This is a genomic window from Variovorax saccharolyticus (genome assembly GCF_030316765.1).
GTDB classification, from domain to species: Bacteria; Pseudomonadota; Gammaproteobacteria; order Burkholderiales; family Burkholderiaceae_C; genus Variovorax; species Variovorax saccharolyticus.
Map to the genome: position 1 here is coordinate 478,663 of NZ_JASZYT010000001.1, position 21,901 is coordinate 500,563.

Annotated in this window: 19 protein-coding genes; 13 read left to right on the forward strand and 6 right to left on the reverse strand. The window is 68.1% G+C overall.

Annotation, left to right across the window (positions count from 1 at the left end; translation table 11 throughout):
* Positions 1 to 53 precede the first annotated feature (53 nt).
* Entirely contained in the window at positions 54 to 1,547 is a 1,494-nt protein-coding gene (locus QTI45_RS02390) for a circularly permuted type 2 ATP-grasp protein (RefSeq protein ID WP_286367156.1), read from the forward strand.
* Between the two features lie 31 nt (positions 1,548 to 1,578).
* Positions 1,579 to 2,535, forward strand: a complete 957-nt coding sequence (locus QTI45_RS02395; protein ID WP_286367684.1) for an alpha-E domain-containing protein — start codon at positions 1,579 to 1,581, stop codon at positions 2,533 to 2,535.
* A gap of 22 nt (positions 2,536 to 2,557) precedes the next feature.
* Here QTI45_RS02395 and glpK read toward each other — a convergent pair whose 3' ends face one another.
* Both glpK and QTI45_RS02405 read right to left on the reverse strand, forming a co-directional pair.
* On the reverse strand, positions 2,558 to 4,051 hold the full coding sequence (gene glpK, locus QTI45_RS02400; protein WP_286653387.1) for a glycerol kinase GlpK: 1,494 nt from the start codon (positions 4,049 to 4,051) through the stop codon (positions 2,558 to 2,560).
* Between the two features lie 12 nt (positions 4,052 to 4,063).
* Positions 4,064 to 4,834, reverse strand: coding sequence for a DeoR/GlpR family DNA-binding transcription regulator (locus QTI45_RS02405; RefSeq protein ID WP_286367160.1), 771 nt, complete (start codon positions 4,832 to 4,834; stop codon positions 4,064 to 4,066).
* Positions 4,835 to 4,931: 97 nt separating this feature from the next.
* On the opposite strand from QTI45_RS02405, the gene glpD reads away from it, so the two are divergent.
* From glpD to QTI45_RS02440, 7 genes are all read left to right on the forward strand, one after another.
* Complete coding sequence (gene glpD / locus QTI45_RS02410) at positions 4,932 to 6,596, forward strand: glycerol-3-phosphate dehydrogenase (RefSeq protein ID WP_286653388.1); 1,665 nt, start codon at positions 4,932 to 4,934, stop codon at positions 6,594 to 6,596.
* Positions 6,587 to 7,660 carry an ABC transporter ATP-binding protein gene (locus tag QTI45_RS02415; protein ID WP_286367162.1) on the forward strand — a complete coding sequence of 358 codons (1,074 nt, stop codon included), beginning with the start codon at positions 6,587 to 6,589 and terminating at the stop codon, positions 7,658 to 7,660. The genes glpD and QTI45_RS02415 overlap by 10 nt, the downstream gene beginning before the upstream one ends.
* 1 nt (position 7,661) lies before the next feature.
* A complete protein-coding gene (locus QTI45_RS02420; protein ID WP_286367163.1) occupies positions 7,662 to 8,732 on the forward strand; it encodes an ABC transporter ATP-binding protein in 1,071 nt (356 codons plus the stop codon).
* Positions 8,729 to 9,619 (forward strand): carbohydrate ABC transporter permease, encoded by an 891-nt coding sequence (locus QTI45_RS02425; protein WP_286367164.1) that lies wholly within the window; start codon positions 8,729 to 8,731, stop codon positions 9,617 to 9,619. The genes QTI45_RS02420 and QTI45_RS02425 overlap by 4 nt, the downstream gene beginning before the upstream one ends.
* Positions 9,616 to 10,428 carry a carbohydrate ABC transporter permease gene (locus QTI45_RS02430; RefSeq protein WP_286367165.1) on the forward strand — a complete coding sequence of 271 codons (813 nt, stop codon included), beginning with the start codon at positions 9,616 to 9,618 and terminating at the stop codon, positions 10,426 to 10,428. The genes QTI45_RS02425 and QTI45_RS02430 overlap by 4 nt, the downstream gene beginning before the upstream one ends.
* 13 nt (positions 10,429 to 10,441) lie before the next feature.
* A complete protein-coding gene (locus QTI45_RS02435) occupies positions 10,442 to 10,750 on the forward strand; it encodes a DUF2160 domain-containing protein (RefSeq protein ID WP_286367166.1) in 309 nt (102 codons plus the stop codon).
* 83 nt (positions 10,751 to 10,833) lie between these two features.
* Positions 10,834 to 12,564, forward strand: a complete 1,731-nt coding sequence (locus QTI45_RS02440; protein WP_286367167.1) for an ABC transporter substrate-binding protein — start codon at positions 10,834 to 10,836, stop codon at positions 12,562 to 12,564.
* Between the two features lie 49 nt (positions 12,565 to 12,613).
* Here QTI45_RS02440 and mltB read toward each other — a convergent pair whose 3' ends face one another.
* The 4 genes from mltB to QTI45_RS02460 form a co-directional block, all read right to left on the reverse strand.
* The gene (mltB, locus tag QTI45_RS02445) at positions 12,614 to 13,690 is read right to left on the reverse strand and encodes a lytic murein transglycosylase B (RefSeq protein WP_286653389.1); all 1,077 of its coding nucleotides are present in this window, start codon (positions 13,688 to 13,690) and stop codon (positions 12,614 to 12,616) included.
* Positions 13,691 to 13,743: 53 nt separating this feature from the next.
* Positions 13,744 to 15,738 (reverse strand): transglutaminase TgpA family protein, encoded by a 1,995-nt coding sequence (locus QTI45_RS02450; protein WP_286653390.1) that lies wholly within the window; start codon positions 15,736 to 15,738, stop codon positions 13,744 to 13,746.
* Entirely contained in the window at positions 15,732 to 16,697 is a 966-nt protein-coding gene (locus QTI45_RS02455; RefSeq protein ID WP_286653791.1) for a DUF58 domain-containing protein, read from the reverse strand. The genes QTI45_RS02450 and QTI45_RS02455 overlap by 7 nt, the downstream gene beginning before the upstream one ends.
* A gap of 98 nt (positions 16,698 to 16,795) precedes the next feature.
* Positions 16,796 to 17,716 carry an AAA family ATPase gene (locus QTI45_RS02460; RefSeq protein ID WP_286367170.1) on the reverse strand — a complete coding sequence of 307 codons (921 nt, stop codon included), beginning with the start codon at positions 17,714 to 17,716 and terminating at the stop codon, positions 16,796 to 16,798.
* Positions 17,717 to 17,791: 75 nt separating this feature from the next.
* Between QTI45_RS02460 and QTI45_RS02465 the strand changes: the two genes are divergently transcribed.
* The 4 genes from QTI45_RS02465 (at position 17,792) to QTI45_RS02480 (ending at position 21,863) form a co-directional block, all read left to right on the forward strand.
* A complete protein-coding gene (locus QTI45_RS02465; RefSeq protein WP_286367171.1) occupies positions 17,792 to 18,745 on the forward strand; it encodes a histone deacetylase family protein in 954 nt (317 codons plus the stop codon).
* 4 nt (positions 18,746 to 18,749) lie between these two features.
* Positions 18,750 to 20,030: a mechanosensitive ion channel family protein gene (locus QTI45_RS02470; protein WP_286653391.1), complete on the forward strand. Its 1,281-nt coding sequence runs from the start codon at positions 18,750 to 18,752 to the stop codon at positions 20,028 to 20,030.
* A gap of 136 nt (positions 20,031 to 20,166) precedes the next feature.
* The gene (locus tag QTI45_RS02475) at positions 20,167 to 20,916 is read left to right on the forward strand and encodes an electron transfer flavoprotein subunit beta/FixA family protein (protein WP_286653392.1); all 750 of its coding nucleotides are present in this window, start codon (positions 20,167 to 20,169) and stop codon (positions 20,914 to 20,916) included.
* A gap of 11 nt (positions 20,917 to 20,927) precedes the next feature.
* Complete coding sequence (locus QTI45_RS02480) at positions 20,928 to 21,863, forward strand: electron transfer flavoprotein subunit alpha/FixB family protein (RefSeq protein ID WP_286368812.1); 936 nt, start codon at positions 20,928 to 20,930, stop codon at positions 21,861 to 21,863.
* The last annotated feature ends 38 nt before the right edge of the window (positions 21,864 to 21,901 follow it).

Below are 21,901 nucleotides of genomic sequence, written 5' to 3' on the forward strand. Positions count from 1 at the left end.
CCGATATTTGGCCTTGAACTTGCTAAGCTATGGTCAAGGAGATTGGTCGTCCCATGCACAAATTCGATGAGATGTACGAGCAGCTGCCCTACAACGGCGCGGCGGTCCGGAGCCACTACAAGCGTTACGACCAATGGCTCGCCCGGCAGCCCGGCGAGGTGATGCGGTCCCGGCGCGAGGAGGCGGAGCTCATTTTTCGCCGGGTCGGCATCACCTTCGCCGTCTATGGCGCGAAGGACGAGGACGGCTCCGGCACCGAGCGCCTGATCCCCTTCGACCTGCTGCCGCGCATCATCCCGGCGCACGAGTGGGCGTCGATGGAAAAGGGCCTGGTGCAGCGCGTCACGGCGCTCAACCGCTTCATCCACGACGTCTACCACGGGCAGGAGATCATCAAGGCCGGCGTGATCCCGGCCGAGCAGATCCTGAACAATGCCCAATACCGGCCCGAGATGGTCGGCGTCAAGGTACCGAACGACATCTACTCGCACATCTCGGGCATCGACATCGTGCGCGCCCCCGATGCCCAGGGCAACGGCGAGTACTACGTGCTCGAGGACAACCTGCGCGTCCCCAGCGGCGTGAGCTACATGCTCGAGAACCGCAAGATGATGATGCGGCTGTTTCCCGAACTGTTCAGCCAGAACCGGATCGCGCCGGTCGCGCACTACCCCGACCTGCTGCTCGAGACCCTGCGCGCCTCGGCGCCGCCCGCCACCGCCGAACCCACCGTGGTGGTGCTGACGCCCGGCATGTACAACAGCGCCTACTTCGAGCACGCCTTCCTGGCCCAGCAGATGGGCGTCGAGCTGGTCGAGGGGCAGGACCTGTTCGTCAAGGACGACTTCGTCTACATGCGGACCACGCGCGGTCCGCGCCGGGTCGACGTGATCTACCGCCGGGTCGACGACGACTTCCTCGACCCCGAGGTGTTCCGCCCGACCTCGACCCTGGGCTGCGCCGGACTGATGCGGGCCTACCGCGAAGGCAACGTCGTGATCTGCAACGCGGTCGGGACCGGCGTCGCCGACGACAAGTCGGTCTACCCGTACGTGCCGAAGATGATCGAGTTCTACCTCGGCGAAAAGCCGATCCTCAAGAACGTGCCGACCTACATGTGCCGCAACAAGGACGAGCTGGCCTACACGCTCGACAACATGAAGGACCTGGTGGTCAAGGAGGTGCACGGCGCCGGCGGCTACGGCATGCTGATCGGCCCGGCCGCGACCCAGGCCGAGATCGAGGACTTCAAGAAGGCCGTGCTGGCCAAGCCGGACGGCTACATCGCGCAGCCGACCCTGAGCCTGTCGACCTCGCCCACCTTCGTCGACGCGGGCATCGCGCCGCGCCATATCGACCTCAGGCCCTTCGTGCTGTCGGGCAAGGAAGTGCAGATGGTGCCCGGCGGCCTCACGCGCGTGGCGCTCAAGGAGGGTTCGCTGGTGGTCAATTCGTCGCAGGGCGGCGGCACCAAGGACACCTGGATCCTCGAAGCCGATCGCAGCGCCAAGCCGCGCGCACCGGCGCAGTCGCAAAGCCAGTCCTGATCAGAAGAGAGCACACGGAAGCACACCCATGATGTTGTCACGCACCGCCGATCACCTCTACTGGATGTCGCGCTACACCGAGCGGGCCGAGAACACCGCGCGCATGCTCGACGTCAACTACCAGACCTCGATGCTGCCGCAGTCGGCCGAGGTCGCGCAGTACGGCTGGCAGGGCCTGCTGTCGATCAGCGAACTGCTGCCGCTCTACAACGAGAAGCACGAGGGCTTCAAGCCCGACGAAGTGATGGAGTTCATGGTCAAGGACGAGTCGAACCCGTCGTCGATCCTGTCCTGCCTCAGGGCCGCGCGCGAGAACGCGCGCGCGGTGCGCGGCTCGCTGCCGACCGAGGCATGGGAGACCCAGAACACCACCTGGCTCGAAGTCAACCGGATGCTGCGCGCGGGCGATTTCGAGCGCGACCCGGGCCAGTTCTTCGAGTGGGTCAAGTTCCGCTCGCACCTGTCGCGCGGCGTGACGCTGGGCACGATGCTGCAGGACGAGGCCTTCTACTTCTCGCGCCTGGGCACCTTCCTCGAGCGGGCCGACAACACGGCGCGGCTGGTCGACGTCAAGTTCCATGCGCTCAACAGCGAGTTCTTCGGCACCGCGACCGAGGAAGACCAGGAGTACGACTTCTATCACTGGAGCGCGATCCTGCGCAGCGTCTCGGCCTTCGAGGTGTACCGCAAGGTGTACCGCGACGTGATCAAGCCCGAGCGCGTGGCCGAGCTGCTGATCCTGCGCGCCGACATGCCGCGCTCGCTGCACGCCAGCCTGCGCGAGGTGGTGAGCAACCTCGACATGGTCAAGAACGAGCAGAGCGCCGAAACCCAGCGCCGCGCCGGCAAGCTGCTGGCCGACCTGCAGTACGCACGGGTCGACGAGATCCTCGCCACCGGGCTGCATGCCTACCTGACGCAGTTCCTCGACCGGGTGAACGAACTCGGGTGGCGGATCAGCCAGGACTTCCTGGTGCCGGGGCACTGAGTTCGTCGATTGCGTGGTTCCGTCAGGCCGCGGTGGCCTGGCGCACCGCGCGTTCCCAGCGGGCCATCGACTCCTCGGCCTGCGGCCGGCCCATCGTCGGCATGAACCGCCGCTCGACCCGCCACAGCTTCGACAGCTGCCCCAGGTCGCTGTAGACCCCGGTCGACAGTCCCGCGAGATAGGCCGCCCCCAGCGCCGTGGTTTCGGTCACCTCGGGCCGCACCACCGGGATGCCCAGCAGGTCGGCCTGGAACTGCATCAGCAGGTCGTTGACGCAGGCCCCGCCGTCGACGCGCAGTTCCGCCACCGGCGCCCCGCCCGCGGCCACCGCATCGCGGCTCATCGCCTGCAGCAGCGCCGCGCTCTGGTAGGCGATGCTTTCCAGCGCCGCACGCGCGATGTGCGCGACCGTGGTGCCGCGGGTCAGGCCGGTGATGGTGCCGCGCGCATCGGCGTCCCAGTAGGGCGCACCGAGCCCGGTGAAGGCCGGCACCATCATCACGCCGCCGGCATCGGGCACGCTCTCGGCCAGCGCCTGCACCTGGGCGCTGCCCTGGATCGCCTTGAGGCCGTCGCGCAGCCATTGCACCACCGCGCCGCCGACGAAGACGCTGCCTTCCATCGCGAACTGCGGCGTGGCACCGGTCTGCGCCGCGCTGGTCACCAGCAGGCCGTTGTGCGAGGGCTGGAAGGCGCCACCCGTGTGCATCAGCAGGAAGCAGCCGGTGCCGTAGGTGTTCTTGGCCATGCCGGCATCGAAGCAGGCCTGGCCGAACAGGGCGCTCTGCTGGTCGCCCGCGACACCGCCGATCGGCAGGCTGCGCCCGAGCAGGGCGGCGTCGATGTCGGCGAAGTGCGCGCTGGAGGGCTTGACCTCGGGCATCAGCGAGGGCGGGATGGCCAGCGCCTTCAGCAGGTCGGCATCCCACTGGTTGCGGTGCACGTTGAAGAGCATGGTGCGCGATGCATTGCTGACGTCGGTCTCGTGCACCTTGCCGCCGGTCAGCTGCCACATGAGCCAGCTGTCGACCGTGCCGAAGGCCAGCTCGCCGCGCTCGGCCGCGGCGCGCGCGCCGGACACGTTGTCGAGCAGCCAGCGCAGCTTGGTGCCCGAGAAGTAGGCGTCGATCACGAGGCCGGTCTTCTCGCGGATGGTGTCGGTCAGGCCGTCGGCGCGCAAGCGTGCGCACAGCGGCTCGGCACGGCGGTCCTGCCAGACGATCGCATGATGCACCGGCTGCCCGGTCTTGCGGTTCCACAGCAGCGTGGTCTCGCGCTGATTCGTGATGCCGACGGCATGGATGTCGGCCGCCGCGATCTTCGATTTCGCCAGCACCTCGCGCGCCGTGGCCAGCTGGCTGCTCCAGATCTCCATCGGATCGTGCTCGACCCAGCCCGGCTGCGGGTAGATCTGCGTGAGCTCGCGCTGGGCGATGTCGACGATGCGGCCTTCGGCGTCGAAGACGATGCTGCGTGAACTGGAAGTGCCCTGGTCGAGGGCCAGCAGGTAGGTCATGGCAAGAATCCTTCAGGTGTCGCGTGCGATCTCGCAGCGCACCTGGGCACGCTCAAGGAGTTCGGGGAAGGGCGGCGGCGGCGCGGCATCGGTGAACAGGCAGTCGATCTGCGACAGCTTTGCCAGCTCGATCATCGCCGGCCGGTTGAACTTGCTGGCGTCGGCCGCCAGCCAGACCTCACGCGCCTGCGCGATGATGGTCTGCGCCACCTTCACCTCGCGCAGGTCGAAGTCGCGCAAGGTGCCGTCGTCCTCGATGCTGGAGACGCCGATCAGCGCAATGTCGACCTTGAACTGGCGGATGAAGTCGACCGTCGCCTCGCCCACGATGGCGCGGTCGCGCAGCCGCACCGAGCCGCCGGCCACGATCACCTCGCAGGCCGGGTTGTCGCTCAGGATGCTCGCCACGTTGAGGTTGTTGGTGATCACCCGCAGCCCGCTGTGGTGCAGCAGCGCCTTGGCGATCGCCTCGGTGGTGGTGCCGATGTTGAGGATCAGCGAGCAGTCGTTGGGCACGCGCGCCGCCACCGCCCGCGCGATGCGTGCCTTGCCTTCGGCGTGCAGCGACTCGCGCTGCTGGTAGCCGATGTTCTCGGTGGTCGAACTCGGCACCCTCACGCCGCCGTGGAAGCGCGTCAGCAGTCCCTCGTCGGCCAGCCGCTGGACGTCGCGGCGCACCGTCTGCAGCGTGACGCCGAGCATCTCCGCCAACTGCTCGACGGTGATCGAGCCGCGCGAGCGAACGGTGTTGAGCAGCTTGAGCTGGCGGGGGTTGGAATTCACGGGAAAAGCAAAAAACAGCGCGTCCTACTTTAGAACGAACGAAAACGAATGGACTTTAGGGTTAACGACTAAGAAAATCGCGCCATAAGGAACCAGAATGAAAAGATTCGAAAGCGAAAAAGCCAATTTACGTGACTTAAATCACATCGCATCGGAACCCATCGCCGTGAGCGCCACCGCCTCGCCACCGAACGCTTCAACCGCCGACTGCGATGTACTCATCGTCGGCGGCGGCATCAACGGCTGCGGCATCGCGCGCGATCTCGCCGGCCGCGGCTGGCGCGTCGTGCTGTGCGAGAAGGACGACCTCGCGGCCCACACCTCCTCCTCGTCGACCAAGCTGATCCACGGCGGCCTGCGCTACCTCGAGTACTACGAGTTCTCGCTGGTGCGCAAGGCACTGCAGGAGCGCGAAGTGCTGCTCAAGAGCGCGCCTCACATCATGTGGCCGCTGCGTTTCGTGATGCCGCACGACCCCTCCATGCGGCCGGCCTGGATGATCCGCATCGGCCTGTTCCTGTACGACCACCTGGCCAGGCGCGAGGTGCTGCCGGGCTCGCGCACCATCGACCTGCGCCGGCACGAGGCCGGCGCACCGCTCAAGCCCGAGTTCAGGCGGGGCTTCGTCTATTCGGATGGCTGGGTCGACGATGCGCGGCTGGTGGTGCTCAACGCCGTCGATGCCCGCGCCCGCGGCGCCGAGGTGCTGACGCGCACCCGCTGCGTGCAGGCTCAGCGCAGCGCCGAGGGCTGGACCGCGGTGCTCGAAGGGCCCGAAGGCCAGCGCACGGTGCGTGCCCGCGCGGTGGTGAACGCCGCCGGGCCCTGGGCCGAGGCCTTCCTGCGCGGCGTGGCGAAGCCGGTGCACGGCGAGGCGCTCGCGACCCGGCACCTGCGGCTGGTCAAGGGCAGCCACATCGTGGTGCCGCGGGTCTTCGGGCACGACCATGCCTACATCTTCCAGAACCCCGACAAGCGGATCATCTTCGCGATTCCCTACCAGGACGACTTCACGCTGATCGGCACCACCGACATCGAACTGCAGGGCGACGACCCCGGGGCCGCGCGCATCGGCGCGGACGAGATCGACTATCTCTGCGCGCAGGCCAGCCGCTATTTCGCGCAGCCCGTGAAGCCCTCCGACGTGGTCTGGACCTATTCCGGCGTGCGGCCGCTGCTCGACGACGCCTCGGGCGACCCGTCGGCCGTGACGCGCGACTACCTGCTCGAATCCAACACCGCGGCGGCGCCGCTGCTGTCGGTGTGGGGCGGCAAGATCACCACCTTCCGCAAGCTGGCCGAGGATGCGGCCGACGAGGTGGGGCGGATGCTCGGCGACACCCGTCCGGCCTGGACCGACGGCGCCTTCCTTGCCGGCGGCGACCTGTCGGGCTGGATCGGCGCCACCACGCGCAGCTCGCGCCCCGACGACGACTTCGAGCGCTTCGTGGCGGCGGTGCAGGCGCGGCATTCCTGGCTTGAGGCCGCGCTCGCGCGCCGGCTGGCGCGGGCCTACGGCGCGCGCATCTCCGAAGTGCTCGGCGATGCCGCTTCGATGGCCGACCTGGGGCCGGCGGTGGCGCCGGGCCTGCACGAGCGAGAGCTGGATTTTCTTTGCTCGCAGGAATGGGCCTGCAGCGCCGACGACGTGCTCTGGCGCCGCTCCAAGCTCGGCCTGCGTTTCACGCCGCAGCAGCGCGACCAGGTGAACGCCTGGATGCTGCGGCACGCCCGTTCGAAGGAAGGAGCCCCATGCAGCTGAGCCTCGACCGAGTCACCAAGAAGTCGGGTCCGCAGACCTGGCTCTACCCGCAGAGCATCGCGCCGAAGAGCGGCGCGGTGACCGTGCTGCTGGGCGCGACGCAGGCCGGCAAGACCAGCCTGATGCGCCTGATGGCAGGGCTCGACGCGCCGACCGAGGGCCAGGTGCGGGTCGACGGCAAGGATGTCACCGGCGTGCCGGTGCGCGAGCGCAACGTGGCGATGGTCTACCAGCAGTTCATCAACTATCCCTCGCTCAAGGTGGCCGACAACATCGCCTCGCCGCTGCGCCTGCGCGGCGAGAAGAACATCGACGCGCGGGTGCGCGAACTGGCCGACAAGCTGCACATCGGCATGTTTCTCGACCGCTATCCGGCCGAGCTCTCGGGCGGCCAGCAGCAGCGTGTGGCGCTGGCCCGGGCGCTGGCCAAGAACGCGCCGCTGATGCTGCTCGACGAGCCGCTCGTGAACCTCGACTACAAGCTGCGCGAGGGCTTGCGCGAAGAGCTGACCCAGCTCTTCGCGAGCGGCGACTCGACCGTCGTCTATGCCACCACCGAGCCCGGCGAGGCGCTGCTGCTGGGTGGCTACACGGCCGTGATGGATGCGGGCGAGCTGCTGCAGTACGGGCCCACCGCGGAAGTGTTCCATGCGCCGCAATCGCTGCGGGTGGCGCGCGCGTTCAGCGATCCGCCGATGAACCTCATGGCCGGGCGCGTGGTCGCCGGCGGCGTGCAGCTGGAGGGCGGCCCGCTGCTGCCGCTCGAGCTGCCGGCCGGCGTCGACGGCACGGTCACGGTCGGCCTGCGCGCCAGTGCGCTCGACGTCGGCGCGGGCGAGGGCGACGTCGCGCTGCCCGGCAAGGTCGAGCTGGCCGAGATCTCGGGCTCCGACACCTTCGTCCACGTCGAGACGCTGGTCGGCGAGCTGGTGGCGCAACTCACGGGCGTGCACCGCTTCGAGCTCGGCACCGCGATCACGCTGTACTTCGGCGCCGCGCAGGCCTATGTGTTCGATACCGGCGAGCGCCTCGCGCTCGCGCCGGCCTGGCGCAAGAGGGGATGACATGGCCCGCATCGACCTCGACCTGGCCCACGCCTACCGCCCGAACCCGGCGCAGGAGAGCGACTACGCGCTGCTGCCGCTCAAGATGAGCTTCAGGGACGGCGGCGCCTATGCGCTGCTGGGCCCCTCGGGCTGCGGCAAGACCACGATGCTGAACATCATCTCGGGCCTGCTGGCGCCGTCGCAGGGCAGCGTCAAGTTCGACGGCCGCGACGTCACGCGCGAGACGCCGCAGCAGCGCAACATCGCGCAGGTGTTCCAGTTCCCGGTGATCTACGACACCATGACCGTGGCGCAGAACCTGGCTTTCCCGCTGCACAACCGCAAGCTGCCCGCCGAGCAGATCAGGAAGCGGGTCGGCGAGATCGCCGAGATGCTCGACATGAGCGGCCAGCTCAACCAGCGCGCCGCCGGCCTCGCGGCCGACGCCAAGCAGAAGATATCGCTGGGCCGCGGTCTGGTGCGCGACGACGTCTCTGCGGTGCTGTTCGACGAGCCGCTGACCGTGATCGACCCGCACCTCAAGTGGCAATTGCGGCGCAAGCTCAAGCAGATCCACCGCGAGCTCAAGCTGACGCTGATCTACGTGACGCACGACCAGGTCGAGGCGCTGACCTTCGCCGAGGAGGTGGTCGTGATGACCCGGGGCAGGGCGGTGCAGATCGGCAGCGCCGAGGCGCTGTTCGAACGGCCGGCCCATACCTTCGTCGGCCATTTCATCGGCTCGCCGGGGATGAACTTCCTGCCGGTGACCAGTGCCGGCGGCATGCTCGAGATCGCGGGCACGCGGCTCACGGCGACCCGCGAGCTGCCCGAGGGCGCGCTCAAGCTCGGCATCCGGCCCGAGTACGTGGCGCTGGCCGAGGCCAACGCGCCGGGTGCGGTGCCGGCCACGCTGACCCAGGTCCAGGACGTCGGCACCCACCTGATGCTCAGCGCCCGGGCCGGCGAAAGCGCCGTGAAGGCCCGGTTGGCATCGGATGCCGCGGTGCCCGCGCCCGGCGCCACGGTCTGGCTGCAGGTGCTGGGCCGCAAGAGCTGCTTCTACCGCGATGAGGAGCTGGTCGCATGAACGGGAACAACAAGCCGCTGAACCAGAAGGCCTGGTGGCTGGTGCTGCCGGTGCTGCTGTGCGTCGCCTTCTCGGCCATCGTGCCGCTGATGACGGTGGTCAACTATTCGGTGCAGGACATCATCTCGCCCGAGCGCCGGGTGTTCGTCGGCACCGAGTGGTTCGCCGCCGTGATGCGCGACGACGAACTGCATGCGGCGCTGTGGCGCCAGCTCGGCTTCTCGATCGCCGTGCTGGTGGTCGAGATTCCGCTCGGCATCTGCCTTGCGCTGTCGATGCCGGCCACCGGCTGGAAGGCTTCGGCGGTGCTGGTGGTGGTGGCGCTGTCGCTGCTGATCCCCTGGAACGTGGTCGGCACCATCTGGCAGATCTTCGGGCGCAGCGACATCGGCCTGTTCGGCCACACGCTGCTGAAGCTGGGCATCGAGTACAGCTACACCGGCAATGCGCGCGATGCCTGGCTGACGGTGCTGCTGATGGACGTCTGGCACTGGACGCCGCTGGTGGCGCTGCTGTGCTTCGCCGGGCTGCGCTCGATCCCGGACGCCTATTACCAGGCGGCACGCATCGACGGCGCCAGCAAGTTCGCGGTGTTCCGCTACATCCAGCTGCCGAAGATGCGCGGGGTGCTGGTGATCGCGGTGCTGCTGCGCTTCATGGACAGCTTCATGATCTACACCGAGCCCTTCGTGCTGACCGGCGGCGGGCCCGGCAACGCGACCACCTTCCTGAGCCAGTACCTGACGCAGAAGGCGGTGGGGCAGTTCGACCTCGGCCCGGCGGCGGCGTTCTCGCTGATCTACTTCCTGATCATCCTGCTGCTGTGCTTCGTGCTCTACAACTGGATGCTGCGTGTCGGCACGCTCGAGGTGGAGGAAGAAAAATGAACGAACCGCGCCTTCGCAAACGCAGCGTCTTCCTGCTGCTGTACCTGGTGTTCGCCCTGCTGCCCATCTACTGGATGGTCAACATGAGCTTCAAGACCAACGAGGAGATCCTGTCGAGCTTCTCGTTCTTCCCGCAGAGCTTCACCTGGGAGAACTACCGGCGCATCTTCACCGACGAATCCTGGTATTCGGGCTACATCAACAGCCTGATCTATGTCGGCATCAACACGGTGATCTCGCTCGCGGTGGCGCTGCCGGCGGCCTATGCCTTCTCGCGCTACACCTTCCTGGGCGACAAGCATGTGTTCTTCTGGCTGCTGACCAATCGCATGACGCCGCCGGCGGTGTTCCTGCTGCCCTTCTTCCAGCTCTATTCGACCGTCGGCCTGATGGACACGCACCTCGGCGTGGCGCTCGCGCACCTGCTGTTCAACGTGCCGCTGGCGGTCTGGATCCTCGAGGGCTTCATGAGCGGCATCCCGCGCGAGATCGACGAGACCGCCTACATCGACGGCTACTCTTTCCCGCGCTTCTTCCTCACGATCTTCCTGCCGCTGATCAAGGCCGGCGTCGGCGTCGCGGCCTTCTTCTGCTTCATGTTCAGCTGGGTCGAGCTGCTGCTGGCGCGCACGCTGACCAGCGTCAACGCGAAGCCGATCGTGGCGACCATGACGCGTACCGTGAGCGCCTCGGGCATGGACTGGGCCACGCTGGCAGCGGCCGGCGTGCTGACCATCGTGCCGGGCGCGATCGTGATCTGGTTCGTGCGGCACTACATCGCGAAGGGCTTCGCGATGGGACGCGTCTGAAGGAGGGCACAGCATGTTCGACTGGATGGTCTGGACCACCCCGGTGGCGATCTTCTTCACCTGCATCGCCTTGATGCTGGCCGGCATGACCGTATGGGAACTGAAGTCGCCGACCACGCTGCGCCGCGGCTGGCTGCCGCTGGAGACCACGCGCGGCGACCGGCTCTTCATCGGCCTGCTGATCGCGGCCTACATCAACCTGATCTTCATCGGCCTGGCCGGCAAGTTCCAGGAGTGGCTGGGGCTGGAGGCCGAGCCCTCGATCTGGATCAGCTTCGTCCTGTCGATGGGCGTGCTCGCGCTCGTCATGCGCAAGGGCTGAGCGCTCGATTTTTCACGGACCGGCTCTTTTGCTTTCCCGGAGCCGACTCTGCAAGAAGCGGGAAGCGCATCGAGGAGACAAGCATGAAGTTTCGCAGCACAGCAATGGCCATGGCCGCGGCGATGTTCGCCTTGCAGAGCGCCTGGGCCGGAGAGGCGGAGGCCAAGAAATGGATCGACAGCGAGTTCCAGCCGTCGAGCCTCAGCAAGGAGCAGCAGGCTGCCGAGATGAAGTGGTTCATCGACGCCGCCAAGAAGCTGCAGGACAAGGGCGTGAAGGAGGTCGCGGTGGTGTCGGAGACCATCACCACCCATGAGTACGAATCGAAGACGCTGGCCAAGGCCTTCGAGGAGATCACCGGCATCAAGGTGAAGCACGACCTGATCCAGGAAGGCGACGTGGTCGAGAAGCTGCAGACCTCGATGCAGTCGGGCAAGTCGATCTACGACGGCTGGATCTCCGACTCCGACCTGATCGGCACCCACTACCGCTACGGCAAGATCATGTCGCTGACCGAATACATGGCCGGCGCGGGCAAGGAGTGGACCAACCCCGGGCTCGACGTGAAGGACTTCATCGGCACCAGCTTCACGACCGCGCCCGACGGCCAGCTCTACCAGTTGCCCGACCAGCAGTTCGCCAACCTCTACTGGTTCCGCGCCGACCTGTTCGCGCGCAAGGACCTGCAGGACAAGTTCAAGGCCAAGTACGGCTACGACCTCGGCGTGCCGCTCAACTGGAGCGCCTACGAGGACATCGCCGAGTTCTTCACGGTCGACGTCAAGACCATCGACGGCAAGCCGATCTACGGCCACATGGACTACGGCAAGAAGGACCCGTCGCTGGGCTGGCGCTTCACCGATGCCTGGCTCTCCATGGCCGGCACCGCCGACAAGGGCATCCCGAACGGCATGCCGGTGGACGAATGGGGCATCAAGGTGGCGGCCGACAAGTGCACGCCGGTCGGCGCCACGGTGGCGCGCGGCGGCGCCACCAATTCGCCGGCCGCGGTCTATGCGCTCACCAAGTACATCGACTGGATGAAGAAGTACGCGCCCAAAGAGGCGATGGGCATGACCTTCGGCGAAGCCGGCCCGGTGCCGGCGCAGGGCCAGATCGCGCAGCAGATCTTCTGGTACACGGCCTTCACGGCCGACATGACCAAGGCCGGGCTGCCGGTGGTCAATGCCGACGGCTCGCCGAAGTGGCGCATGGCGCCGGGGCCGAACGGACCCTACTGGAAGCAGGGCATGCAGAACGGCTACCAGGACGTCGGCTCGTGGACCTTCTTCAAGGGCCACGACGCGAACAAGACCGCGGCCGCCTGGCTCTATGCCCAGTTCGTGACCTCGAAGACGACCTCGGCGAAGAAGAGCGTGGTCGGGCTGACCTTCATCCGCGAGAGCGACATCCGGCTCGACTACTTCACTCAGAACGCCAACAAGTACGGCGGCCTGATCGAGTTCTACCGCAGCCCGGCACGGGTTGCCTGGACGCCGACCGGCACCAACGTGCCCGACTACCCGAAGCTGGCGCAGCTCTGGTGGAAGAACGTGGCCGAGGCCGTGACCGGCGAGAAGACGCCGCAGAAGGCGATGGACAACCTGGCCGAGGAGATGGACGCCGTGATGGGCCGGCTGGAACGCGCCGGCATGGCCAAGTGCGCGCCCAAGCTGGCGCCGAAGGGCGACCCGGCCAAGATGCTCAGCGACGAGCATGCGCCGTGGAAGAAGCTGGCGAACGAGAAGCCCAAGGGCGAGACCATCGACTACAACAAGCTGCTGACCGCCTGGAGGGAAGGGAAGGTACGCTGAGCTTGCGGCGCGTCGATGCGGCCTGGCCGCGTCGGCGCCGCGGTGTGCGTCACTGCTCCATTGCGGCCCGTACCTCGCGGCCCAGGTCGATCACCGACATCGCGTAGTAGCTGCTCCAGTTGTAGCGCGTGATGACATAGAAGTTGCGGGTGCCGGCCACATAGCTCGGCGTGTCGTAGCCGTTCTGGAGTTCGATCAGCGCCAGCAGGCCCTGGTGCCTGAGCGCCTCGCCCTGGAGCATCGCGCCCCCGGCGACGAAGGCATCGACGCTGAAGGTCGGCACGATGTCCGGCGCCAGCAGCACCGCCTTCTTGAGCCGCGATTCGTCGAAGCCGACCGGGAAGACCGGCGGCATGCCCGGCTGCCAGCCGTAGCCCTTGAAGTAGCTCGCCACCGAGCCGATCACGTCGGCCGGGTTGCGGACCAGGTCGATGCGTCCGTCGCCGTCGAAATCGACCGCGTACTTGGCGATGCTGCTCGGCATGAACTGCGGCATGCCCATGGCGCCGGCATAGCTGCCCAGCGGCAGCATCGGGTTCTCGGCGGTGCGGCTCTCGATGCTGAGGAAACTCTCGAGTTCGCCGCGGAAGAAGGCCTGGCGCTCGGCCGCCCGCGGATGCGCCTGCGGAAAGTCGAAGGCCAGCGTCGCGAGGGCATCGATGACGCGGAAGCTGCCCATGTTGCGGCCGTAGATGGTTTCGACGCCGATGATGCCGACGATGATCTCGGGCGGCACGCCGTAGGTCGACTCGGCCCTCGCCAGCGTGGCGGCGTTGTCGCGCCAGAAGCGCACACCGGCGGCGATCCGCACCGGATCGATGAAGCGGCTGCGGTAGACCTGCCAGTTCTTCGGCGTGCCGCTGGCTGCGGGCAGCATCAGGCGCGGCAAGTTGGGCAGCTGGCGCGCATTGCCGATGGTCTCCCGGACCCAGGCCGGGTCGAGCCCGCGGCGCGCCGCCACTTCGTCGGCGAACTGCATCGCGTCGGCGCGCGTGGCGTAGGGAATGCCACCGCGCACCGTGGAGCTGCGCTTGTCTTTCGCGGCCTGGGCCGAGGCAGGGGCGGGCGCGAGGAAGGTGGCCGCCAGGAGGAGGGCCGGCAGGGCATGTGGGAGAAGGCGTCGCATTGCCTCGATTGTGCCGTCGGCGCGGTCGCGGCCGCGCAACAAAACAAGTGGTTTCAGCGCGGCCATGCGAGCCGGCGGAATTCGCGGCGCAGGGCCGGCAGTGCCTCGGCCGGCGCCCTCGCATAGCGTTGCGCTTCGAGCCGCAGCAGCCATTGCCGCGCCGGCTCGGCGCCGCCGTCGAAGCGCTCCGCCAGCCGCTCGGCCATCTGGCGCGGCGAGGCGCCTTCGGGCAGCTCGATGCCGGCCTGCCGCAACCGTGCGCGCGCCTGGCCCAGCAGCCGCAGCCAGGGGTCGTGCTGGCTGCGCTCCCAGAGTGTCCACGCGGCACCCCCCAGGCTGGCGACCACCAGCAGGGCGAGAAGCACCAGGGCCAGGTCCTGCAGGCTGGGTGCCTCGAAGCCGAGGGTCTTGAGCAGATCCAGCTGGCGGCTCTGGGTGTAGTTGAGCACCCACTGGTTCCAGCCGTTGTTGACTGCCTCCCAGGCGGCGCGCAGGTTCTGCGACAGCGTCGGGTTCATGGCGCCGATCGCGCCGGCGATCAGCCCCGGCTGCGGCGCCAGCCGGCGGAACTGGCCGACCCGGTCGGGAGAGATCGCGCCGGTCGGGTCGACCCGGACCCAGCCGACGCCTTCCTGCCAGACCTCGGCCCAGGCGTGGGCGTCGCTGTTGCGCAGCACCCAGAAGTTGTCGATGCCGTTGATCTCGCCGCCCTGGAAGCCGGCGACGATGCGCGCCGGAATGTCGAGCGCGCGCATCAGCACCACGAAGGCCGAGGCGATGTGTTCGCAGAATCCGGCCTTGCGGTCGAACCAGAATTCGTCGGCGGTTTCGTCGCCGTAGAGGCCGGGCTCCAGCGTGTAGGAATAGCCGCCGGTGCGCAGACGCTGGAGCACATGCTGCACCAGGGCCGGCGTGGCGGCGCCGGCCAGCGCCGGGTCGGCGCGCATCTCGGCCGCCAGCGCGACCGTGCGCGGGTTCGAGCCCGGCGGCAGCGCGACGTAGCTCTGCAGCGCCGTGGTGCGGCGCACCGGACCGCTCTCGAACTGGGTGAAGCTTTCGGCCCGGTAGCGCACCAGGTCGCTGATCGGGCGGTTGGCGATCCACTGGAGCTCCGGGGTCGCCGACAGTTCGTAGCCCGGCAGCTCGGGGCGTGCCGGCGTGGCGTCGAGCGTCAGCACCCAGGGCCGGTTGGTCGGTTCGAGCGTGACTTCGTAGCCGGTCGCCGGGCCGCGCACGCGCAGGTTCGGCGGCGCGGCGGCGCGCTGGAAGCGGGGCGCGGCGGTCCACTCGCGGCCGTCGAACTGCGACAGCACAGGCCCGCGGAAGTAGAGCGTCGTGCGCGGCGGCACGCGTCCGCCGTCGAACCGGATGCGCGCCGCGATGCCGTCGTCGAGCGCGAGCTCGGTGATCGTGCCGACGCGCATCGTGTTCGACAGGCCGGTGCGGCCGGCCATGGCGTCGCTGGGCGTGCCCCACAGGGGCGCCATGCGCGGGAACAGCAGGAACAGAACCAGCATGATCGGCGCGCCCAGCAGCGCCATCCAGCCGGCCGTGCGCGCGGCCTGCGTCAGCGGCGGCCGGCCCACCGGCATGTGGGCGTTGACCAGCGCGGTCAGCAGGCCCAGCAGCGCCAGCAGCATCGCGAAGGCGGTCAGGAGCGACTGCGAATAGAAGAAGTTCGTGAGCATCGTGAAGAAGCCCAGGAAGAACACCACGAAGGCATCGCGCCGGGCGCGCAGTTCGAGCGTCTTGAGCGCGAGCAGGATCACCACCAGCGTGACGCCGGCATCGCGGCCCAGCAAGGTGCGATGCGTGATGTAGGTGGCGGCAATCGTCAGCGCCAGCAGGGCGATGCGCCAGCCCTTGCCGGGCAGCGGGGCGCTCTGCACCGCCAGCGTGCCGCGCCACAGCAGCACGATGGCGGCCAGCGTGCTGCACCACCACGGCAGGTTGGGCACCTGGGGCAGCAGGATGAGGCCGATGACGGCCAGCAGGAAGAGGGTGTCCCTGGCCTCCCGCGGCAGGGCCTGGAGCCTGGCGTTCAGCATAGGGCCAGCAACTCCAGGCACTGCCGCTTGTGGGCTTCGCCCTGCGCCGGCGACACCGTGCGACCGGCTGCGCGCAGGCCGTAGTCGATGCCCAGGCGGTCCGCCATCAGCACCCAGGCGCAGAGCCGGGAGACCCGCGCCTCCAGCCCGGCGAGGCCGGTGGCCTGGGCATCGAGCCACAGCTCCTGCCGCTGCGCCTGCTGGGTGTCGCGGCTCACCAGCTCATCGGAGCCCGCGGCCTGCGCCTGCGCCGCGCGCTTCCACACCACCAGCTTCAGCGGATCTCCGCGCCGGTAGGCGCGCACGCCGTCGTACTCGCCGGCCGGGTGGGTGTGCAGCGCGGCCGACGCCGCCTGTCCGGCCAACGGCTCACCGGCCGGCAGCGGCGGCGGATGCGATTCGGGCGCCGGGTAGACCAGCACCTTCGAAGCCGGCCGCCACACGGTCCAGACCCTGAAGGTGCCGAGCGGGAACCGGGTTTCCACGGTCAGCGTCGGCACCGGGTGCAGTCCGCGCCGTTCGGGCTTGAACGCCACCTCGACCGTGGTGCGCCCTTCGGCCGGCACGTCGCACCAGGCCCACTGGCCGCTGCGGTGCACCGCCAGGCCGATGCCGTAGCGGCTGCTGCGGCGCTTGTTGTCGAGCACCACGCGGAACACCGCGGCGGCCCCGGCGTAGCGTGGCTCGGGTGCGAGCAGGTGCAGCGCCAGGCCGCGCAGCGTGCCGTGGCACACGTGCATGCCGACCGCTACGCTGCCGGCCAGCAGGAAAGTCAGCAGGTAGCCGAGGTTGAGCTGGTAGTTGATCGACGCGACCAGCAGCAGGAGCAGCGTCCCCGCGAGCATCCAGCCGGCCCGGGTCGGCACGATGTAGACGTTGCGCTGCGTCAGTTCGAGCGCATCGGAGGGCGGGCGCCGCGCCAGGAACCAGCGGTCGATGCGCTGGCGCAGCGGGGCCAGGGGCGAGCTCCGCGCGGCCGCGCTCCGGGCTTCGCCTCGGGAGCGGCCCGGCGGCTCGTGCCGCTCGTCGAGGGTGGCGCTGGCCGGCGCCGGCGTCTTCACGGCAGCGGTACCGCCGCGATCATGGCGCGCACCTGCTCGACCGCGCCGCGGCCGGCATCGCCCACCGGCGTGAGGCGGTGGGCGATGGTCTGCGGCAGCACCGCCTGGACATCGTCCGGCGCCACGTAATCCCGATTGGCCAGGAGCGCCTGCGCCTTGGCCGCGCGCAGCACGGCGATGCCGGCGCGCGGCGACAGGCCCTGCAGGAACCAGCGGCCCGATCGGGTCGCGGCCATCAGGTCCTGCAGGTAGTTGAGCAGCGCCTCGGAGGCATGCACCTGCTGCACCCGCTGCTGCAGGGCCGTGAGTTCGCCTGCGGTCAGCAGCGCCGGCAGCCCGGCCAGCATCTCGCGCCGGTCGGCGCCGGCGAGCAGTTCGCGTTCGGCCGCGCGGTCGGGGTAGCCGAGCGAGATGCGCATCAGGAAGCGGTCGAGCTGCGACTCGGGCAGGGCGAAGGTGCCGAGCTGGTCGTGCGGGTTCTGGGTCGCGATCACGAAGAAGGGCGTCGGCAGCGGGCGGGTCTCGCCCTCCACCGTGACCTGCTTCTCTTCCATCGCCTCCAGCAGCGCGCTCTGGGTCTTCGGACTGGCGCGGTTGATCTCGTCGGCCAGCAGCACCTGGGCGAAGATCGGCCCCGGGTGGAACACGAAGGCCTGCTGGCCCCGGTCGTAGATCGCGATGCCCGAAAGATCGCCCGGCATCAGGTCGGCAGTGAACTGCACGCGCGAGAAGTGCAGCCCGAAGGTGTGCGACAGCGCATGCGCGAGGGTGGTCTTGCCGACCCCCGGCACGTCCTCGATCAGCAGGTGGCCGCCCGCCAGCAGGCAGGCCACGCAGTCGCGCACCTGAGCCTCTTTGCCCACGATCACCGTGTTAAGCTGCCCGAGCAAACTGGCGAGCTTTGCGGCGCAGTCCATTTTTGTATCCATATGCAAACAATACCGTAAGCCCGGCCGGCCCATGCCGCGTGGGGATACGGCGTGAATCGATCCATGGGTAAAACCGGCTATTTCACACACCGCGATTGCTGGAAGCACGACATGGGGTCGGGCCATCCCGAATGCCCGGCACGGCTCGATGCGATCGAAGACCGACTGCTGGTCACCGGCGTCGGCGACGCCCTGGAGCGCATCGAAGTGCCGCTCGCCACGCTGCCGCAGATCACGCGCGCGCACAGCGTGGCCCATATGGAGCATCTCGAGGCCCTCAGCCAGCGGCTGATCGAGGACGCCCCGGCCGGCGGCCCCGACCACGCGCAGATCGATCCCGACACCGCGCTCACCCGCTTCACGGTGCTGGCCGCCCGGCGCGCCGCCGGCGCCGCCATCGCAGCCACCGACGCGGTGATGGCGGGGACGGTCGACAACGCCTTCTGCGCCGTGCGCCCGCCCGGCCACCACGCCTGCCGCGACAAGGCGATGGGCTTCTGCTTCTTCAACAACGTCGCGATCGCGGTGCGCCATGCGATCGAGGAGCACGGACTCGAACGGGTCGCGGTGGTCGACTTCGACGTCCACCACGGCAACGGCACCGAAGACATCCTCAGCAACGACCCGCGGGTGCTGATGGTCGGGATCTTCCAGCACCCGTTCTATCCGTACAGCGGCACCGAGCACCCGGCGCCGAACATGCTCAACCTGCCGGTGCCGGCCTACACCAAGGGCATGGACGTGCGCGAACTGATCGAGGCCTGCTGGATGCCGCGGCTCGAGGAGTTCAAGCCGCAGATGATCTTCGTCAGCGCCGGCTTCGACGCCCATCGCGACGACGAGCTCGGGCAACTGCGACTCAACGAGCACGACTTCGGCTGGATCACCAGCCGCGTGGTCGATGTCGCGCGCCGGCATTCCGGGGGGCGCATCGTCTCGATGCTCGAAGGCGGCTACAACCTGGATGCCTTGGCGCGCAGCGTCGAGGAGCACCTGCGCGTCCTGGCCGATCTCTAGCGCGATGAATTTCAGCGAGTTCAGCCAGAAGCTCGGGCAGGTCGAGGCTCGTGGCCTGTGGATCGAGATCGCGATCCTGGCCGGCTGCGTGCTCGTGGCCTGGGCGGTGTGCCGATGGTTCGGGCGCGACCAGCCGAAGGATTCGATCTGGTTCGGCCAGCGCACCATCGACGGGCTGCTGTTCCCCCTGCTCGCCCTGCTGTTCACCGACCTTGCGCGGCGTGCCGTGATGGGTTTCCAGACCGTGCTGGTGCTGCGCATCGCGGTGTCGGTCTTCGTCTCGCTGGTGGCGATCCGCTTCTTCGCGCGGGTGCTGAGCGCGGTGTTCCCGGCTTCGGCGCTGGCGCGGCTGGTGGAGCGCACCATCTCGTGGCTCGCATGGATCGGCGCCGTGCTCTGGATCGTCGGGCTGCTGCAGCCGGTGCTGACCGAGCTCGACGAGATCACGCTGGCCTTCGGCCGCACGCGCGTGAGCCTGCGGACCATCTTCGAAGGCACGCTGTCGGCCGGGCTGGTGCTGGTGATCGCGCTCTGGATCTCGGCCACGGTCGAGAAGCGGATCCTCAGCGAGGCCGTGGCCGACCTGTCGATGCGCAAGGTGGCGTCGAATGCGATCCGCGCCTTCCTGCTCCTGATCGGCCTGCTGTTCGCGCTGTCGGCGGTCGGCGTCGACCTGACCGCGCTGTCGGTGCTCGGCGGCGCGCTCGGCGTCGGCCTGGGCTTCGGGCTGCAGAAGCTCGCGGCCAACTACGTGAGCGGCTTCGTGATCCTGCTCGAGCGCTCGATCCGGATCGGCGACAACGTGCGCGTCGACGGGTTCGAAGGGCGCATCACCGACATCAAGACCCGCTACACCCTGGTGCGCGCCGGCAATGGCCGGGAGTCGATCGTGCCGAACGAATCGCTGATCACGAGCCGGGTCGAGAACCTCTCGCTGGCCGATCAGAAGTTCAACATCACGACCACCCTGACGGTGGGCTACCAGAGCGATGTGGCGCAGGTCCAGTCGATCCTGTGCGCGGCGGCCGCAGCCCAGCCGCGCGTGCTGCGGGATCCGGCGCCGATCGCCTTCCTGCTCAACTTCGCGCCCGACGGACTCGAGTTCACGCTCAACTTCTGGGTCGCGGATCCGGACAAGGGCAGGGACAACCTGCGCTCGGCCGTCAATGTCGCGATCCTCGCGGAATTGCGACGTGCCGGCATCGAGATTCCGTACCCGCAGCGCGTGGTGCGCGTCGAGTCGTTACCGACCGACACTTCTCCGGCCCCTGCGGCTCGCCTATAATCGCAAAAAAGCACGACCGTTCTTTTTCTTCGAGTCCCAGCCCCCTGATTGAAATGAACAGTCCTCGCGGAGGCCGGCGCCTAAAATTGCCGGCTGCCTGCAAGCCCCGGTTTCGCAATTCAATGGAGTCAAACCAATGAAGATTCTTGTCCCCGTCAAGCGGGTCGTCGACTACAACGTCAAGGTGCGCGTGAAGAGCGACGGCACCGGCGTCGACATTGCCAACGTGAAGATGAGCATGAACCCCTTCGACGAGATCGCGGTCGAAGAGGCGGTGCGCCTGAAGGAGAAGGGCGCGGCCACCGAGATCATCGCGGTCTCGTGCGGCGACGCAAAGTGCCAGGAGACGCTGCGCACGGCGATGGCCATCGGTGCCGACCGCGGCATCCTGGTCGAGACCACGGAAGAGCTGCAACCCCTCGCAGTCGCCAAGCTGCTGAAGGCGCTGGTCGACAAGGAACAGCCGGCCTTGATCATCCTGGGCAAGCAGGCGATCGACGACGACGCCAACCAGACCGGCCAGATGCTGGCGGCGCTGGCGGATCTGCCGCAGGCGACCTTCGCCTCGAAGGTGGAAGTGTCGGGCGACAAGGTCAACGTGACGCGTGAAGTGGACGGCGGGCTGGAGACCATTTCTCTGTCGCTGCCCGCGGTCATCACCACCGACCTGCGCCTGAACGAGCCGCGCTATGTGACCTTGCCGAACATCATGAAGGCCAAGAAGAAGCAGCTGGACACGTTCAAGCCTGAAGACCTGGGTGTGGATGTGAAGCCGCGCCTGAAGACCCTGAAGGTCAGTGAGCCGCCGAAGCGTGGTGCGGGCATCAAGGTGCCTGACGTTGCCACCCTGGTGGACAAGCTCAAGAACGAAGCCAAGGTGATCTGAGGAACAACGACATGACCGTACTTGTTATTGCCGAACACGACCACGCCACGCTCAAGCCGGCGACCCTCAACACCGTGACCGCCGGGATCGCCTGCGCCAGCGGCGACGTCCATGTGCTGGTGGCCGGCGCCAATGCCGCCGAAGCCGGCAAGGCCGCTTCTCAAGTCGCAGGCGTGGCCAAGGTGATCGTCGCCGACAGCGCCAGCCTCGCCGAGAACCTGGCCGAGAACGTTGCGGCCCAGGTCCTCGCGATCGCGAAAAACTACAGCCACATCCTGTTCCCCTCGACCGCCAACGGCAAGAACGTGGCGCCGCGCGTGGCGGCCTTGCTCGATGTCGCCCAGATCAGCGACATCACCAAGGTCGACAGCCCCGACACCTTCGAGCGTCCGATCTACGCGGGCAATGCGATTGCGATCGTGCAGAGCAGCGATGCGATCAAGGTCGTCACGGTGCGCACCACCGGCTTCGATGCGGCCGCCGCCACCGGTGGCAGCGCCGCAGTGGAAACCGTGGACGGCGTGGCCGACTCGGGCAAGTCCAGCTTCGTCGGAAGGGAAGTCACCAAGAGCGAACGCCCCGAACTGACGGCCGCCAAGATCATCGTCTCGGGCGGCCGGGCGCTGGGCAGCGCCGAGAAGTTCCAGGAAGTGATGGCGCCCCTGGCCGACAAGCTCAACGCGGGCCTGGGCGCCAGCCGCGCGGCGGTCGACGCGGGCTACGCCCCGAACGACTGGCAAGTGGGCCAGACCGGCAAGATCGTGGCGCCGCAGCTGTACATCGCCGCCGGCATCTCGGGCGCGATCCAGCATCTGGCGGGCATGAAGGACTCCAAGGTGATCGTGGCGATCAACAAGGACGAGGAAGCCCCGATCTTCTCGGTGGCCGACTACGGCCTGGTCGCCGACCTGTTCACGGCCGTGCCGGAACTGGTCAAGGCACTCTGATCCTTCAGGACATGTGAGGCGAAGGGCATCGTTCGCGG

Excerpts from the sequence above, each read along its gene's own strand:
- QTI45_RS02390 (WP_286367156.1), top strand. The coding sequence starts at position 54 with ATGCACAAATTCGATGAGATGTACGAGCAGCTGCCCTACAACGGCGCG.
- QTI45_RS02395 (WP_286367684.1), top strand. The coding sequence starts at position 1,579 with ATGTTGTCACGCACCGCCGATCACCTCTACTGGATGTCGCGCTACACC.
- glpK (WP_286653387.1), bottom strand. The coding sequence starts at position 4,051 with ATGACCTACCTGCTGGCCCTCGACCAGGGCACTTCCAGTTCACGCAGC.
- glpD (WP_286653388.1), top strand. The coding sequence starts at position 4,932 with ATGAAAAGATTCGAAAGCGAAAAAGCCAATTTACGTGACTTAAATCAC.
- QTI45_RS02415 (WP_286367162.1), top strand. The coding sequence starts at position 6,587 with ATGCAGCTGAGCCTCGACCGAGTCACCAAGAAGTCGGGTCCGCAGACC.
- QTI45_RS02420 (WP_286367163.1), top strand. The coding sequence starts at position 7,662 with ATGGCCCGCATCGACCTCGACCTGGCCCACGCCTACCGCCCGAACCCG.
- QTI45_RS02425 (WP_286367164.1), top strand. The coding sequence starts at position 8,729 with ATGAACGGGAACAACAAGCCGCTGAACCAGAAGGCCTGGTGGCTGGTG.
- QTI45_RS02430 (WP_286367165.1), top strand. The coding sequence starts at position 9,616 with ATGAACGAACCGCGCCTTCGCAAACGCAGCGTCTTCCTGCTGCTGTAC.
- QTI45_RS02435 (WP_286367166.1), top strand. The coding sequence starts at position 10,442 with ATGTTCGACTGGATGGTCTGGACCACCCCGGTGGCGATCTTCTTCACC.
- QTI45_RS02440 (WP_286367167.1), top strand. The coding sequence starts at position 10,834 with ATGAAGTTTCGCAGCACAGCAATGGCCATGGCCGCGGCGATGTTCGCC.
- mltB (WP_286653389.1), bottom strand. The coding sequence starts at position 13,690 with ATGCGACGCCTTCTCCCACATGCCCTGCCGGCCCTCCTCCTGGCGGCC.
- QTI45_RS02450 (WP_286653390.1), bottom strand. The coding sequence starts at position 15,738 with ATGCTGAACGCCAGGCTCCAGGCCCTGCCGCGGGAGGCCAGGGACACC.
- QTI45_RS02460 (WP_286367170.1), bottom strand. The coding sequence starts at position 17,716 with ATGGACTGCGCCGCAAAGCTCGCCAGTTTGCTCGGGCAGCTTAACACG.
- QTI45_RS02465 (WP_286367171.1), top strand. The coding sequence starts at position 17,792 with ATGGGTAAAACCGGCTATTTCACACACCGCGATTGCTGGAAGCACGAC.
- QTI45_RS02470 (WP_286653391.1), top strand. The coding sequence starts at position 18,750 with ATGAATTTCAGCGAGTTCAGCCAGAAGCTCGGGCAGGTCGAGGCTCGT.
- QTI45_RS02475 (WP_286653392.1), top strand. The coding sequence starts at position 20,167 with ATGAAGATTCTTGTCCCCGTCAAGCGGGTCGTCGACTACAACGTCAAG.
- QTI45_RS02480 (WP_286368812.1), top strand. The coding sequence starts at position 20,928 with ATGACCGTACTTGTTATTGCCGAACACGACCACGCCACGCTCAAGCCG.